The organism is Pseudoalteromonas sp. C2R02 (genome assembly GCF_018860845.1).
In the GTDB taxonomy this organism is placed as follows: Bacteria; Pseudomonadota; Gammaproteobacteria; order Enterobacterales; family Alteromonadaceae; genus Pseudoalteromonas.
Genome location: NZ_JAHKQC010000041.1, coordinates 36,527 through 49,134 on the forward strand (window position 1 = coordinate 36,527; position 12,608 = coordinate 49,134).

Sequence of the window (12,608 nt, forward strand, 5' to 3'; positions counted from 1 at the left end):
GATAGTAAAATTAAAACTTTGACCTTTATCATTCAATTAATATGCAATATTAAGATAAATTACAAATTGGCGGCTTAAATAGCGCTTTTATATTGACTTTGAGTGCGACCCTCTATAACATCTCGCGCTCGCAATGGCACCTGTGCCAGGATCGCGACCTGCATAGGATGTTTTTAACTTAAACCGATCGGAAGTAATAAAATGAAAAGAACTTTTCAACCAAGTGTACTAAAACGTAAACGTAGCCACGGATTCCGTGCTCGCATGGCAACTACAAATGGCCGTAAGCTAATTAATCGCCGTCGTGCGAAAGGCCGTAAAGTACTTTCTGCTTAATATAGTGGAAAGCTTTGGCTTTGGTAGGGAGTTACGTCTGTTAACTCCCTCGCATTACTCAAGAATCTTCAATGAGCCTGTTCGGGCTGCAACTAACTGTTTCACTCTTTTAGCAAAACCTAATGATTTATCTACTCCTCGCTTAGGCTTAACTGTAGCCAAAAAACGCGTAAAGAAAGCCTGTGATAGAAATCGAATTAAACGCCTTGCACGTGAAAGCTTTCGTCTTAGTCAACATAAACTAGATAATATTGATATTGTATTAATGGTTAAAAATGGTTGTGAGTTACAAGATAACGCGGAACTAACCAAACAATTAAATAAGATGTGGTTAAAACTTAACGAAAGATGTAAACCCGGCGCACCAAAACCAGCACCATTTAAGAAACGCCCTCGAAATCAAAAAAAGCCTAAATCAAAAACTAAATAAGCTAGCTCAAACTAGATAGAATTGGTATTAAAAGCCGTTTTAGGGTATCTTTAGCCTACCTTTTATCCATGCCATTTAGTGAATAAATCTTAGTGAACAAACCTGATGCTATCTGTAATGTAAATTTATATAATTAACAATAAGTTATGAATATAATTCTGCTATTACCTAAAAAAATATTAATGCTACTTATTAAAGGTTATCAAAAATTTATAAGTCCATTTTTAGGATCTAATTGTCGCTTTAATCCAACCTGCTCCAGTTATGCAATTAATGCAATTGAATTACATGGTTCAGTTAAAGGAAGTTGGCTTACGCTAAAACGCATAATAAAATGTCATCCCTTACACTCAGGCGGAGATGATCCTGTGCCTGGCAATCCCATTAATCTAAAAGACGAGAAATAAGAGCTGTTATGGAATCTCAACGCACGTTTTTATTTATCGGTTTGATACTTGTATCATTTTTATTATTTCAAGAATGGAATAATGATTACAATCCAAGTCAACAAATCGAGCAAAGTGCCAATAAAAATCAAGTAAATAACCAATCGAATGGAACAAATCAAAGTAATGATGGTAATTTTGTACCTTCATCATCTGACGATTCCATACCAAGCCAAATCGCACAAGTAAGCCGCTCTGTGATCTCTATTGAAACTGATGTTTTTACAGTGAAAATAGATTCAAAAGGTGGTGATATTATTGAAGCGAACCTTTTGGCTTATCCTACTGTGCAACATGGCGATACAGCTTATAAATTATTAGGTGAAATCGACGGTCAGTATTTCTCTCAAAGTGGTTTAATAGGTAACAGCGGTCCAGATGCAAATCCTAAAGGACGTCCCGTTTATACAAGTGAGCAAACTGCTTATGTATTAAATGGTGATGAACTGAGAGTGCCACTATCTTTCACTGATGAAAATGGTGTGAAATTTGTTAAAACTTATATATTCAAAAAAGGCCAATATGATGTTGGTTTAGAATATAAAGTAAATAACAATACGAGCGAGAATGTATCTGTACAGCTATATACACAAGTTAAGCATACAGTTGCAGAAAAAGGCAGTTTAACAGATCAAAATTACTTAGGTTTTGCATACGGAACAGCTGAAGATAAATATAACAAATATGACTTTTCAGATATTGAAGAAAATAATATCAATATAAATGAAACGGGTGGTTATATTTCATTTATCCAACATTACTTTGTAAGTGCTTGGGTACCAAACCAAGACGAGCAAAATAATATATATACGCGTATGCTTTCTGGTAATGCGGCAATTATGGGTATTAAAGGCCCGCAAGTAAATGTACCTGCAAATACCAACCATGCTATTACATCAACTTTTTATATGGGCCCTAAAGATTCTGAAGCGTTAGAAGCTTTGCATGAAGACTTAGATCTAACAGTTGATTACGGTATATTATTCTTTATTTCTCAGCCTTTATTCACATTGTTAAAATGGTTATTTAGCATATTAGGTAACTGGGGTTTTGCAATTATCGCTATTACAATCATAGTTAAAACATTGCTATACCCTCTTACAAAAGCGCAATATACTTCAATGGCTAAAATGCGTAATCTTCAACCTAAGATTGCAGCTATGAAAGAGAAGTACGGCGAAGACAAACAAAAGTTTGGCCAAGCTATGATGGAAATGTACAAAAAAGAGAAAGTTAACCCAGCAGGTGGTTGTTTCCCTCTTTTACTACAAATGCCAATTTTCTTAGCATTGTTTTATGTTTTCTTAGAGTCTGTAGAACTACGTCATGCTGAATTTGGTTTATGGCTAACTGATTTATCAGCAATGGACCCATACTTTATTTTGCCAGTATTATTTGGTGTAAGTATGTTTGTAACTCAGAAATTACAACCTATGACTGCAACAGATCCAATGCAGCAAAAGATGATGATGTGGATGCCTGTTATCTTCTCAGTATTCTTCCTATGGTTCCCATCAGGTTTAGTACTTTACTGGTTAGTATCAAATGTTATTTCGATTATTCAAATGCTGATTATTTATAAAGGCATGGAAAAGAAAGGCATTAAAGTTAAAAGCTAAATTAGCTTTTATATGTAAAAAGGTGACTTAGGTCGCCTTTTTTTTATGCCCTAAATAATTATTTCAATAACATCTATTGTCAATTTTATACATCAATTTAAACCTCTTTGAATACTCAAATCTCTTTCATAAATATATCATTTATCAATACGCTTTTATTTTAACCAACGAAGTTGGGCTAATAGATATGCGTAGCAGATATATCTGTTATACAATTAGCCTATTCTTACCTAATCAATAGAATTCATATCAAATAATGGAAAATCAAGAAACAATCGCAGCTCAAGCAACAGCCCCAGGCCGTGGCGGTGTTGGCATTATTCGCGTATCAGGTTCACTCGCCCGTGAAGTGGCAAATAAAATATTAGGTAAGTGCCCAAAAACACGTTTTGCTGAATATTTACCTTTTAAGAATCTAAAAGGTGATGAGCTAGACCAAGGCATCGTACTATTTTTTGAAGGCCCTAATTCATTTACGGGTGAAGATGTACTAGAACTACAAGGTCATGGCGGCCCTGTATTGCTCGATATGATACTCAAAGAGATTTGCCAAATAGATAAAGTACGTATTGCTAAACCAGGTGAATTTTCAGAACGTGCCTTCTTAAATGATAAAATGGATTTAACGCAAGCTGAAGCTATCGCTGACTTAATAAATGCAAATTCAGAGCAAGCAGCACAAAGCGCCCTACACTCCTTACAAGGCCAGTTTTCAAAGCATATTAATAAACTTGTAGAGCAAGTTATACATCTGAGAATGTATGTTGAAGCAGCGATAGATTTTCCAGAAGAAGAAATTGATTTTTTATCGGATGGTAAAGTCTCTGGTGATTTAAATGCGATTATTAAACAATTAAATGAAGTCACCTCGCAAGCAAAACAAGGTTCTATTATGCGCGAAGGTATGCGCGTAGTAATAGCAGGTAGACCAAATGCAGGTAAATCAAGCTTATTAAATGCTCTAGCAGGTAGAGATGCAGCAATCGTAACAGATATTGCAGGTACCACACGTGATGTACTCAGAGAGCATATACATATTGATGGTATGCCATTACATATTATTGATACTGCAGGTTTAAGAGAGAGCCCTGACATTGTAGAGCAAATAGGAATACAACGTGCGTGGGATGAAATAAACCAAGCAGATCGTGTATTATTTATGCTTGATGCAACAGATACAGATGAAACTGATCCACACGAAATTTGGCCTGAGTTTATAGATAAATTACCTAAAAATATGGAAATAACAGTGATCCGTAATAAGGTCGATTTATCAAAAGAACAAGTTGGTATACAAGAAATAAACAAGCAAACTGTTATCAATCTCAGTGCTAAAAATAATGCTGGTATTGATATAGTAAAAGATCATTTAAAGCAAATAATGGGTTACAAAGGCTCTACTGAAGGTGGATTTATGGCTCGTAGACGCCATTTAGAAGCATTAAGTCATGCAGCTGAGCATTTAGAGATAGGACAAACTCAATTAGAAATGCACATTGCAGGTGAGTTATTAGCTGAAGAACTGAGATTAACACAACAATATTTAAACGAAATTACAGGTGAGTTTACATCTGATGATTTACTAGGCCAAATATTTAGCTCATTTTGTATCGGTAAATAAAGCTAATTCTGCAAATATACTAGTAATAGCTACGCTTTATTAATCAAATAATAAAGCGTAGCTGCTCTGTTTCATATATCAATTCACGATCATCAATAGTCTAATCAACAATAATCTTCTAATAATATGCCCATTAAACACTATTCTGAAGATAATATTGAATCCTTATAAGCTATTTATAGCCTATATATTTACCAACAAATGCCATTAATCGCAAAGCTATAAATTATTTATAACATTAAAACCACGTATTTCAAGGCGCTTTATAAGTAAAACAAGCCGATCTAATCGCCAAGTTCTCATCTCATTTATACGCCCATGACGTACTGCATAGCCAATTTTTGATTGCTTATTGATCCCTAATAGATGATACTTATCGGGCTGCTGTTGAGACTCTTGAGCAAAAACTTCATTGATCCCACCCGCCTCAACCAAGCGTATAAACTCCCCTTCCTTGATTTGATGAAAAATAACACTCATACAAAACACCATAATACACATTACATTTTGTCATTATGTAATCTAATTGATCTATAAACTAGCTAATTCTTGGTTCAATAATGAAATAAATATATTTTTTACCTGTGAACAGATCATAAATTGGATTTTTTTCAATTTTTTTTATATCAATTAGATCTAATAAAATATTTTTAAGATCTAAAAACTAGATCTTAAAAAGCGATCTATCAAAATTTTATTGTAGATCTATCCACAAAAGAGATCAGCGTTGCAAATTCACATAGATCGAATGCAAAAAACCTCTTAAATCGGTTGTTCGGATAAGTTTTAATATAAAATAACTCCATATGTATAAAAAAGATCACTTTAATGACAAATTAATAACGAGTTTCCCCAAGTTTATCAACAAGATGATCTCATAATGAACAACTTAAAACCAAAAATATACCCATTTAAAACAACAGCTTAATAAACTAAACTCTTAAACATGTCAAAAAACAACCAAAACGAATAAAATTATATGCACAGTCGATCTATCAGATTAATTAAAAATAAATTATGATCGTATAAAGACAGTAAAATCGAATGATAAACAGATCATGATAAATAAAGAAATTCATATCATAGTAGGCAGTCAGATGGGATCATCTGAATATGTAGCTGATCAACTAAGTGAAGTATTAGTTAATAAAGGTTATACATGCCAAGTTCACGAGCAACCCAACTTAGAACATATTCCTTCAAGCAATGTAATATGGTTACTTTGCACATCAACTCATGGAGCAGGAGAGTTTCCTGATAATTTACAAGAGTTTATGAATTCTTTAAACGAAAAAAATAACTTAGATGACTTAAGCTATAGCGTAATTGGCTTAGGCGATACAAGTTATGACAACTACAATAAAGCAGCAAATGATGTAGATTCTCTATTGAAAACCAAAAATGCAAAACAAATAAGTCAGGTTTTAGAGATCGATGCTATGGATGAAAATCTACCAGAAGACATTGCGATTGCATGGTTGCCTAGTTGGTTAAGCGCTATTTCTATAAATGAGCAATAAGATCTCATATCAATAGGTTATACACAATATATGACTATTTCAGATCGTTATGTTGATAACCTTTGATCAACCTGCGTATATAGGGGGTATTATCCACTGGATAAAATTAAAGACAATCATCTCTGTGGATAAACAAGCCTTTTGATCAGAGCTTTTACATAGGAAGATCCGATCATACTAACAAATAAGATCTGCTCCAAGTAACTGAACTAATATAAGAAAAGTGACTTATATACAGAAAAGTGGCTCTATAGTAGTAAGATCTAATAAAGATCTCTTTAAAAGATCCTTTATTTATATAAGATCTTTAAAAGGATCCTGAATAAAAAATAACCATTTCACTTCTTTAAAATTCTAGGTAGAATACGCTCCCTTTTGAAAATTGATGGCTTATTGGAGTAGGATCGTTAGATGATTTTTCATGAACATTTTGATGTAATTGTTGTAGGTGGTGGACATGCAGGTACAGAAGCTGCGCTAGCATCTGCAAGAATGGGTATGAACACATTACTGTTAACTCAAAATATAGATACCTTAGGTCAGATGTCATGTAATCCCGCTATAGGTGGTATTGGTAAAGGACATTTGGTAAAAGAGATTGATGCTTTAGGCGGAGCAATGGCGAAAGCGATTGACAAAGCAGGTATTCAATTTAGAACGCTTAACTCATCTAAAGGCCCAGCAGTTAGAGCGACAAGAGCTCAAGCTGATCGCGCTCTTTATAAAGCTGCAATCCAAGATATTTTAGAAAGCCAAGAAAATTTAAAAATATTCCAACAATCATGTGATGACCTTGTTGTTGAAAATGATCGCGTAACAGGTGTTGTTACACAGATGGGCTTAAGATTCTCTGCTGGATCAGTTGTTTTAACTGTAGGTACTTTCCTTGGTGGCCGTCTACATATCGGCCTTGAAAACTTTAGTGGTGGTCGTGCGGGTGATCCCCCTTCAATAGCACTTGCTAATCGTTTACGTGAATTACCATTTCGAGTTGATCGTTTAAAAACAGGTACACCACCTCGTATAGATGCACGTACTGTTGATTTCTCTGTTATGCAAGAACAACCTGGTGATACACCGACTCCAGTGTTTTCATTTATGGGTAAACAATCAGACCATCCTAGACAGATTCCGTGTTATATCACTTATACAAATGAAAAAACGCATGATGTGATCCGCGATAACTTAGATCGCTCACCTATGTATGCAGGCGTGATTGAAGGTGTTGGCCCACGTTACTGTCCTTCGATTGAAGATAAAGTGATGCGTTTTGCAGATAAAGATCAACATCAGATCTTTGTTGAACCTGAAGGTTTAACAACAAACGAACTTTATCCTAATGGGATCTCAACAAGCTTACCATTTGACGTTCAAGTTCAAATTGTTAGATCAATGAAAGGTTTTGAGAATGCACATATATGCCGACCTGGTTATGCAATCGAATATGATTTCTTTGATCCAAGAGATTTAAAGAAATCCTTAGAAACTAAATTTATTGAAGGTTTATTTTTTGCTGGTCAAATAAACGGTACTACTGGTTATGAAGAAGCAGGTGCACAAGGTTTAATCGCTGGATTAAATGCTGCACTAAAAGAACAAGGTAAAGAATCTTGGACACCGCGTCGCGATGAAGCATATATGGGTGTATTAATTGATGACTTAGCTACTATGGGTACAAAAGAACCATATCGTATGTTTACAAGTCGTGCTGAATACCGTTTATTATTACGAGAAGATAATGCTGATATTCGACTAACTGAAAAAGGCCGTGAACTAGGTTTAGTTGATGATGCTCGCTGGCAGGCATTCAATGAGAAGATGCAAGCGATTGAAGTTGAAAGCCAAAGACTAAAAAGTACTTGGATCCATAAAGAGCATGAGCAAATTGATGCTGTAAATGATCTGCTTAAATCATCTTTATCAAGAGAAGCGAGTTTAGAAGATCTGATCCGCCGTCCTGAAGTTAATTATAAAACTTTAACTCAGATCCCAGGTTTAGGATCTGAAGTTGAAAACCAGCAAGCATTAGAGCAAGTTGAAATCCAAATAAAATACGCGGGATATATCGCACGTCAGCAAGAAGAGATAAATAAACAACTTCGTCACGAAGAAACTTTATTACCTGCTGATTATGATTATTCAATTGTTTCTGGTTTATCTAATGAAGTTGTTTCTAAATTAACAGATGCAAGACCACAAACAATTGGCCAAGCATCGCGAATTTCTGGTATCACACCTGCTGCTATATCACTATTACTGGTATACTTGAAAAAACAGGGCCTGATTAAAAAGATGGCTTAGTAAAAATTTGTTATCCCTAATGGCACTCATTGGGGATATTTTTTATGTTATATATAAAACGTAACTTAAAATTCATTATTTGATAGTAATATCAGTATTGAATACAAAATATGCAATTAAAGGTATCGTGTGTTATTAGAACAATTAAATAAATTGCTCGCGCAAACATCTATTGAATTAACAGATGAGCAAAAATTAAAATTAGTAAAATATGTTGAACTGTTAGATAAGTGGAATAAAGCTTATAACTTAACTTCAGTGAGAGAGCCTTCTCAAATGATGGTGAAACATATTTTAGATGCGCTAGTTGTTGCACCTCATATAAATGGTAAAAATTATATTGATGTTGGAACTGGACCTGGGCTCCCGGGAATTGTTTTAGCAATCGCATTACCAAATACACAATTTATTTTGTTAGACAGTTTAGGTAAACGTGTTAGATTCTTAACTCAAGTAAAACACGAACTTGGTTTATCTAATGTGACGCCTGTACAATCAAGGGTTGAAGAATATCAAGCTCCGGTAAAATTAGACGGCGTTTTAAGTCGTGCTTTTGCTTCAATACAAGATATGGTTCAATGGTGTGAACACTTAATTGACGATTCAGGTAAATTTATTGCCCTTAAAGGTCAATATCCTGATGAAGAACTTGCATCTTTGCCTGAAAATATTAAATTTGAAGAAAATATAATACTTGAAGTTCCTGGATTAGATGCGCAAAGGCATTTAATTATTTTAAATAAAGCACAATAAAAACTTAATCAGGGGATACTGTGGCAAAAGTTATCGTCATTGCTAACCAAAAAGGTGGTGTTGGTAAAACGACCACTGCGGTTAATTTAGCTGCTTCGATGGCAGCAACAAAGCGAAAAGTATTATTAATAGATTTAGATCCTCAAGGTAATGCCACTATGGGTAGTGGTGTTGATAAGTATGCGGATGTTTCAACCGTGTATGATTTACTGGTTGATGAAAAACCATTTGATGAAATCGTAGAGAAAGAAACGTCTGGTGAATACCACTTAATTCCAGCTAATGGTGATGTCACTGCTGCTGAAGTTAAGTTGATGGAATTGTTTGCCCGCGAAGTTAGATTAAGAAATGCATTAGAGTTAATAAAAGATCGATACGAATTTATTTTTATAGACTGTCCGCCATCTCTAAATATGTTAACAGTCAATGCAATGACTGCAGCCGATTCAGTACTTGTACCGATGCAGTGTGAATATTATGCATTAGAGGGACTAACTGCATTAATGGACACGATCACCCAATTATCAAAACTGGTTAATCCTGATTTGAAAATTGAAGGTATTTTACGAACCATGTATGATCCACGAAATCGTTTAGCCAATGATGTATCTGAACAACTAAAACAACATTTTGGCGAAAAAGTTTACCGAACTGTCATTCCTAGAAATGTAAGGTTAGCAGAGGCCCCTAGTTTTGGTGCGCCCGCTATGTATTATGATCGCACTTCTACGGGCGCTAAAGCATATTTAGCATTGGCAGGTGAAATACTTAGACGTAAAGAACAGGTCGAAGTTGCATAATATTTTAAGGTAGTAAATCACAATGTCTGCAAAAAAACGTGGTCTTGGTCGAGGCTTAGATGCCTTATTAACATCAAGCAAACCTGCTGTAGCTAAAACAGCACAGACATCAATCGATCCGGTTGAAATCACACAAAATTTAGAAAAAAGCGAATTGCAAAAGTTACCAATTGAGTTTATCAAACCTGGTAAATACCAACCGCGTAAGGATATGTCGGAACAAGCGCTTGAAGATTTAGCGTGTTCAATTCGCTCACAAGGTGTGATCCAGCCAATTGTGGTACGTGAATTATCTACTGACAGCTATGAAATTATTGCTGGTGAACGCCGTTGGCGTGCAGCACAGCTTGCAAGTTTAGAAGTGGTTCCTTGTTTAATTAAAAATGTTCCTGATGAAGCTGCTGTTGCTATTGCTTTAATTGAAAATATTCAACGTGAAGATCTTAATGCAATGGAAGAAGCCGTTGCATTAGATAGGTTACAAAATGAATTTGAATTAACACATCAACAAGTTGCCGATGCAGTTGGTAAATCTCGTACAACTGTTACAAATTTAATGCGTCTGAATAATTTAAATCAAGATGTTAAAAAATTGTTGGAACATGGTGACTTGGAAATGGGTCATGCCCGTTGTCTTTTAGCACTTGAAGGCAGTTTACAATCTGACACTGCTCGCACTGTTGTAGCTAAAGTGTTAACGGTTCGTGAAACTGAAAAGTTAGTTAAATCAGTATTAGACCCCGCTCCTAAGAAAGAAACTACTGAAAAAGACCCTGATGTTAAACAGCTTGAGCAGCAACTAGCTGAAAATTTGGGTGCTAAAGTAGATATTAGCTACAATAAAAAAGGAAAAGGTAAGTTGGTTATTTCATATACAGATTTAGCTGAGCTTGATGGTATTTTAGAAAAAATTAACACTCAAAATAGTTAATTTTTATTGTAAATAGCTGAAGATAGGCTTAAAAATAACTTAAGTCTATCTTTAAAGTTTGATAAGAAAATGGAATGTTTTTTTTAAGTTAAATTTAGTTTCCATTTTATTTTTATTCATAATGTATAAATATCTATAACACCTCATAAAATCTAAGATAAAACCCCACTATCTATGTCATTCTTCCATTGCAAAATCGGCAGAAATCAGTATAATTTCGCCAGTTTTTGTATATTGATGTTTAATAATAAAGCAAAGGTTTGAATTAAATGAATAATAAATTATCCAAACCTTATCAGCTCGCTGGATTAAAGCTTATTGGATTTCAATTTACAGTAGCTGTTTTTGCTACATTAATAATTTCTATAATTTGGGGGTCTTCGGCGGCTTTATCTGCATTTGCAGGTGGCATGGTAGCTGTACTTCCTAATTTTGTATTTGTCTTATATGCCTTTCGTTTTGTCGGAGCTAGTAAGATGGATCAGGTGTATAAATCGTTTAAACGAGGCACCAGTTTAAAATTTATGTTAACCATTGTGTTGTTTGTATTGATATTTAAAACTATAACCATAGTGCCTTTGGCATTATTTGGCTGTTTTATACTTGTTAATTATGCACAATGGTCTTCAGCGATTTTTTTTAATCATTAACTTTTGGGATAAAACATGGCTGCAGAAGAAGTTTCTCTATCAGGCCATATTCAGCATCACTTAACTAATGCAAAAATGTGTTCGACCGATACCGGTTTAGCATTTAATAAAGCATGTAGTGACAGTGGGTTCTGGACATGGCACGTAGACACCTTAGCATGGTCAATCGGTCTTGGCTTGCTATTTTTATGGGTATTTAAAAGCGCTGCTAGTAAAGCAACGTTGGGTGTACCTGGAAAATGGCAATGCTTTATCGAAATGGTCGTCGAATTTGTTGACTTAAACGTGAAAGACACTTTTCACGGAAAAAGTAAATTAATAGCACCTCTAGCTCTAACTATTTTTGTTTGGGTGTTCTTAATGAATCTGATGGATTTAATTCCTGTAGACTTTTTACCTGCTTTAGCCGGTTTCATTGGTTCTAGCGCATTTGGTATGGATTCTCATGATGTTTACATGAAAATTGTACCTACAACTGATATCAACTTAACAGCTGCTTTAGCTATTGGTGTTTTCTTATTAATGATTGGTTATTCAATCAAAATAAAAGGCATTAAAGGCTTTATCGCTGAATTAACTTTGCACCCTTTCAGCTCAGATAATAAGCTGGTGCAAGTTTTATTGATACCTTTTAATCTGTTACTTGAAACAATTGCTTTAGTTGCGAAGCCATTCTCGTTAGCGCTTCGTTTGTTCGGTAACTTATACGCTGGTGAGTTGATATTCATCTTGATCGGCGCGGTTGGCTTAATGCAATTACCATTGCACTTTATTTGGGCAATATTCCACATCTTAGTAATCGTGCTTCAAGCATTTGTATTCATGATGTTGACGATTGTTTACCTAAGTATGGCAAGCTCAGATAACCACTAATTTTTTGTTTTACAATTTAACTTTAACTTTAACTTTAATTTACAATTAAAACTCTGGAGAAAAAAAATGGAACTAGTATTAGGTCTTAAGTATATCGCTGTAGCTTTACTTATCGGCTTCGGCGCAATCGGTACTGCGATTGGCTTCGGTAACATGGGTGGTAAATTCCTAGAAGCATGTGCTCGTCAACCTGATCTTGCACCTTCACTGCAAGTTAAAATGTTTATTCTTGCTGGTCTGATCGATGCTGTTGCAATGATCGGTGTTGGTATCGCAATGGTATTGTTGTTCGTACTTTAATTTCATTTTTTGAACAGCATACTATTTA

General features: G+C 34.8%; 14 protein-coding genes. 13 read left to right on the top strand and 1 reads right to left on the bottom strand.

Features of this window, described 5'->3' with window-relative positions; genetic code table 11:
• Positions 1 to 201 precede the first annotated feature (201 nt).
• The 5 genes from rpmH to mnmE all read left to right on the top strand — a co-directional run bounded on the left by rpmH (position 202) and on the right by mnmE (position 4,452).
• The gene (rpmH, locus tag KO527_RS19635) at positions 202 to 336 is read left to right on the top strand and encodes a 50S ribosomal protein L34 (RefSeq protein WP_042147707.1); all 135 of its coding nucleotides are present in this window, start codon (positions 202 to 204) and stop codon (positions 334 to 336) included.
• A gap of 4 nt (positions 337 to 340) precedes the next feature.
• On the top strand, positions 341 to 766 hold the full coding sequence (rnpA, locus tag KO527_RS19640; protein ID WP_216041963.1) for a ribonuclease P protein component: 426 nt from the start codon (positions 341 to 343) through the stop codon (positions 764 to 766).
• Positions 767 to 912: 146 nt separating this feature from the next.
• Positions 913 to 1,173: a membrane protein insertion efficiency factor YidD gene (gene yidD, locus KO527_RS19645; RefSeq protein WP_042147709.1), complete on the top strand. Its 261-nt coding sequence runs from the start codon at positions 913 to 915 to the stop codon at positions 1,171 to 1,173.
• An 8-nt stretch (positions 1,174 to 1,181) separates the two neighbouring features.
• Positions 1,182 to 2,831: a membrane protein insertase YidC gene (yidC, locus tag KO527_RS19650; protein WP_216041964.1), complete on the top strand. Its 1,650-nt coding sequence runs from the start codon at positions 1,182 to 1,184 to the stop codon at positions 2,829 to 2,831.
• A 256-nt stretch (positions 2,832 to 3,087) separates the two neighbouring features.
• A complete protein-coding gene (gene mnmE / locus KO527_RS19655) occupies positions 3,088 to 4,452 on the top strand; it encodes a tRNA uridine-5-carboxymethylaminomethyl(34) synthesis GTPase MnmE (RefSeq protein ID WP_216041965.1) in 1,365 nt (454 codons plus the stop codon).
• A gap of 219 nt (positions 4,453 to 4,671) precedes the next feature.
• On the opposite strand, the gene KO527_RS19660 is transcribed toward mnmE, so the two are convergent.
• Complete coding sequence (locus tag KO527_RS19660) at positions 4,672 to 4,932, bottom strand: hypothetical protein (protein ID WP_216041966.1); 261 nt, start codon at positions 4,930 to 4,932, stop codon at positions 4,672 to 4,674.
• A 578-nt stretch (positions 4,933 to 5,510) separates the two neighbouring features.
• Here KO527_RS19660 and mioC point away from each other — a divergent pair.
• The 8 genes from mioC to atpE all read left to right on the top strand — a co-directional run bounded on the left by mioC (position 5,511) and on the right by atpE (position 12,580).
• Positions 5,511 to 5,972, top strand: a complete 462-nt coding sequence (gene mioC / locus KO527_RS19665) for an FMN-binding protein MioC (RefSeq protein ID WP_216041967.1) — start codon at positions 5,511 to 5,513, stop codon at positions 5,970 to 5,972.
• A gap of 411 nt (positions 5,973 to 6,383) precedes the next feature.
• Complete coding sequence (gene mnmG / locus KO527_RS19670) at positions 6,384 to 8,273, top strand: tRNA uridine-5-carboxymethylaminomethyl(34) synthesis enzyme MnmG (protein ID WP_216041968.1); 1,890 nt, start codon at positions 6,384 to 6,386, stop codon at positions 8,271 to 8,273.
• A 129-nt stretch (positions 8,274 to 8,402) separates the two neighbouring features.
• Positions 8,403 to 9,026: a 16S rRNA (guanine(527)-N(7))-methyltransferase RsmG gene (gene rsmG, locus KO527_RS19675; RefSeq protein ID WP_216041969.1), complete on the top strand. Its 624-nt coding sequence runs from the start codon at positions 8,403 to 8,405 to the stop codon at positions 9,024 to 9,026.
• A gap of 20 nt (positions 9,027 to 9,046) precedes the next feature.
• Positions 9,047 to 9,826 carry a ParA family protein gene (locus KO527_RS19680; protein WP_042147726.1) on the top strand — a complete coding sequence of 260 codons (780 nt, stop codon included), beginning with the start codon at positions 9,047 to 9,049 and terminating at the stop codon, positions 9,824 to 9,826.
• A 22-nt stretch (positions 9,827 to 9,848) separates the two neighbouring features.
• Positions 9,849 to 10,757 (top strand): ParB/RepB/Spo0J family partition protein, encoded by a 909-nt coding sequence (locus KO527_RS19685; protein ID WP_216041970.1) that lies wholly within the window; start codon positions 9,849 to 9,851, stop codon positions 10,755 to 10,757.
• A gap of 269 nt (positions 10,758 to 11,026) precedes the next feature.
• Entirely contained in the window at positions 11,027 to 11,407 is a 381-nt protein-coding gene (locus KO527_RS19690; protein WP_216041971.1) for an ATP synthase subunit I, read from the top strand.
• 15 nt (positions 11,408 to 11,422) lie between these two features.
• Positions 11,423 to 12,280, top strand: coding sequence for a F0F1 ATP synthase subunit A (atpB, locus tag KO527_RS19695; protein ID WP_216041972.1), 858 nt, complete (start codon positions 11,423 to 11,425; stop codon positions 12,278 to 12,280).
• A gap of 66 nt (positions 12,281 to 12,346) precedes the next feature.
• On the top strand, positions 12,347 to 12,580 hold the full coding sequence (atpE, locus tag KO527_RS19700; protein WP_042147739.1) for a F0F1 ATP synthase subunit C: 234 nt from the start codon (positions 12,347 to 12,349) through the stop codon (positions 12,578 to 12,580).
• The last annotated feature ends 28 nt before the right edge of the window (positions 12,581 to 12,608 follow it).

What these genes read in the sequence shown, in the direction of transcription:
- atpB (WP_216041972.1), top strand. Translation starts at nt 11,423, where the DNA reads ATGGCTGCAGAAGAAGTTTCTCTATCAGGCCATATTCAGCATCACTTA.
- yidC (WP_216041964.1), top strand. Translation starts at nt 1,182, where the DNA reads ATGGAATCTCAACGCACGTTTTTATTTATCGGTTTGATACTTGTATCA.
- atpE (WP_042147739.1), top strand. Translation starts at nt 12,347, where the DNA reads ATGGAACTAGTATTAGGTCTTAAGTATATCGCTGTAGCTTTACTTATC.
- rpmH (WP_042147707.1), top strand. Translation starts at nt 202, where the DNA reads ATGAAAAGAACTTTTCAACCAAGTGTACTAAAACGTAAACGTAGCCAC.
- yidD (WP_042147709.1), top strand. Translation starts at nt 913, where the DNA reads ATGAATATAATTCTGCTATTACCTAAAAAAATATTAATGCTACTTATT.
- mnmE (WP_216041965.1), top strand. Translation starts at nt 3,088, where the DNA reads ATGGAAAATCAAGAAACAATCGCAGCTCAAGCAACAGCCCCAGGCCGT.
- mioC (WP_216041967.1), top strand. Translation starts at nt 5,511, where the DNA reads ATGATAAATAAAGAAATTCATATCATAGTAGGCAGTCAGATGGGATCA.
- KO527_RS19685 (WP_216041970.1), top strand. Translation starts at nt 9,849, where the DNA reads ATGTCTGCAAAAAAACGTGGTCTTGGTCGAGGCTTAGATGCCTTATTA.
- KO527_RS19690 (WP_216041971.1), top strand. Translation starts at nt 11,027, where the DNA reads ATGAATAATAAATTATCCAAACCTTATCAGCTCGCTGGATTAAAGCTT.
- mnmG (WP_216041968.1), top strand. Translation starts at nt 6,384, where the DNA reads ATGATTTTTCATGAACATTTTGATGTAATTGTTGTAGGTGGTGGACAT.
- KO527_RS19660 (WP_216041966.1), bottom strand. Translation starts at nt 4,932, where the DNA reads ATGAGTGTTATTTTTCATCAAATCAAGGAAGGGGAGTTTATACGCTTG.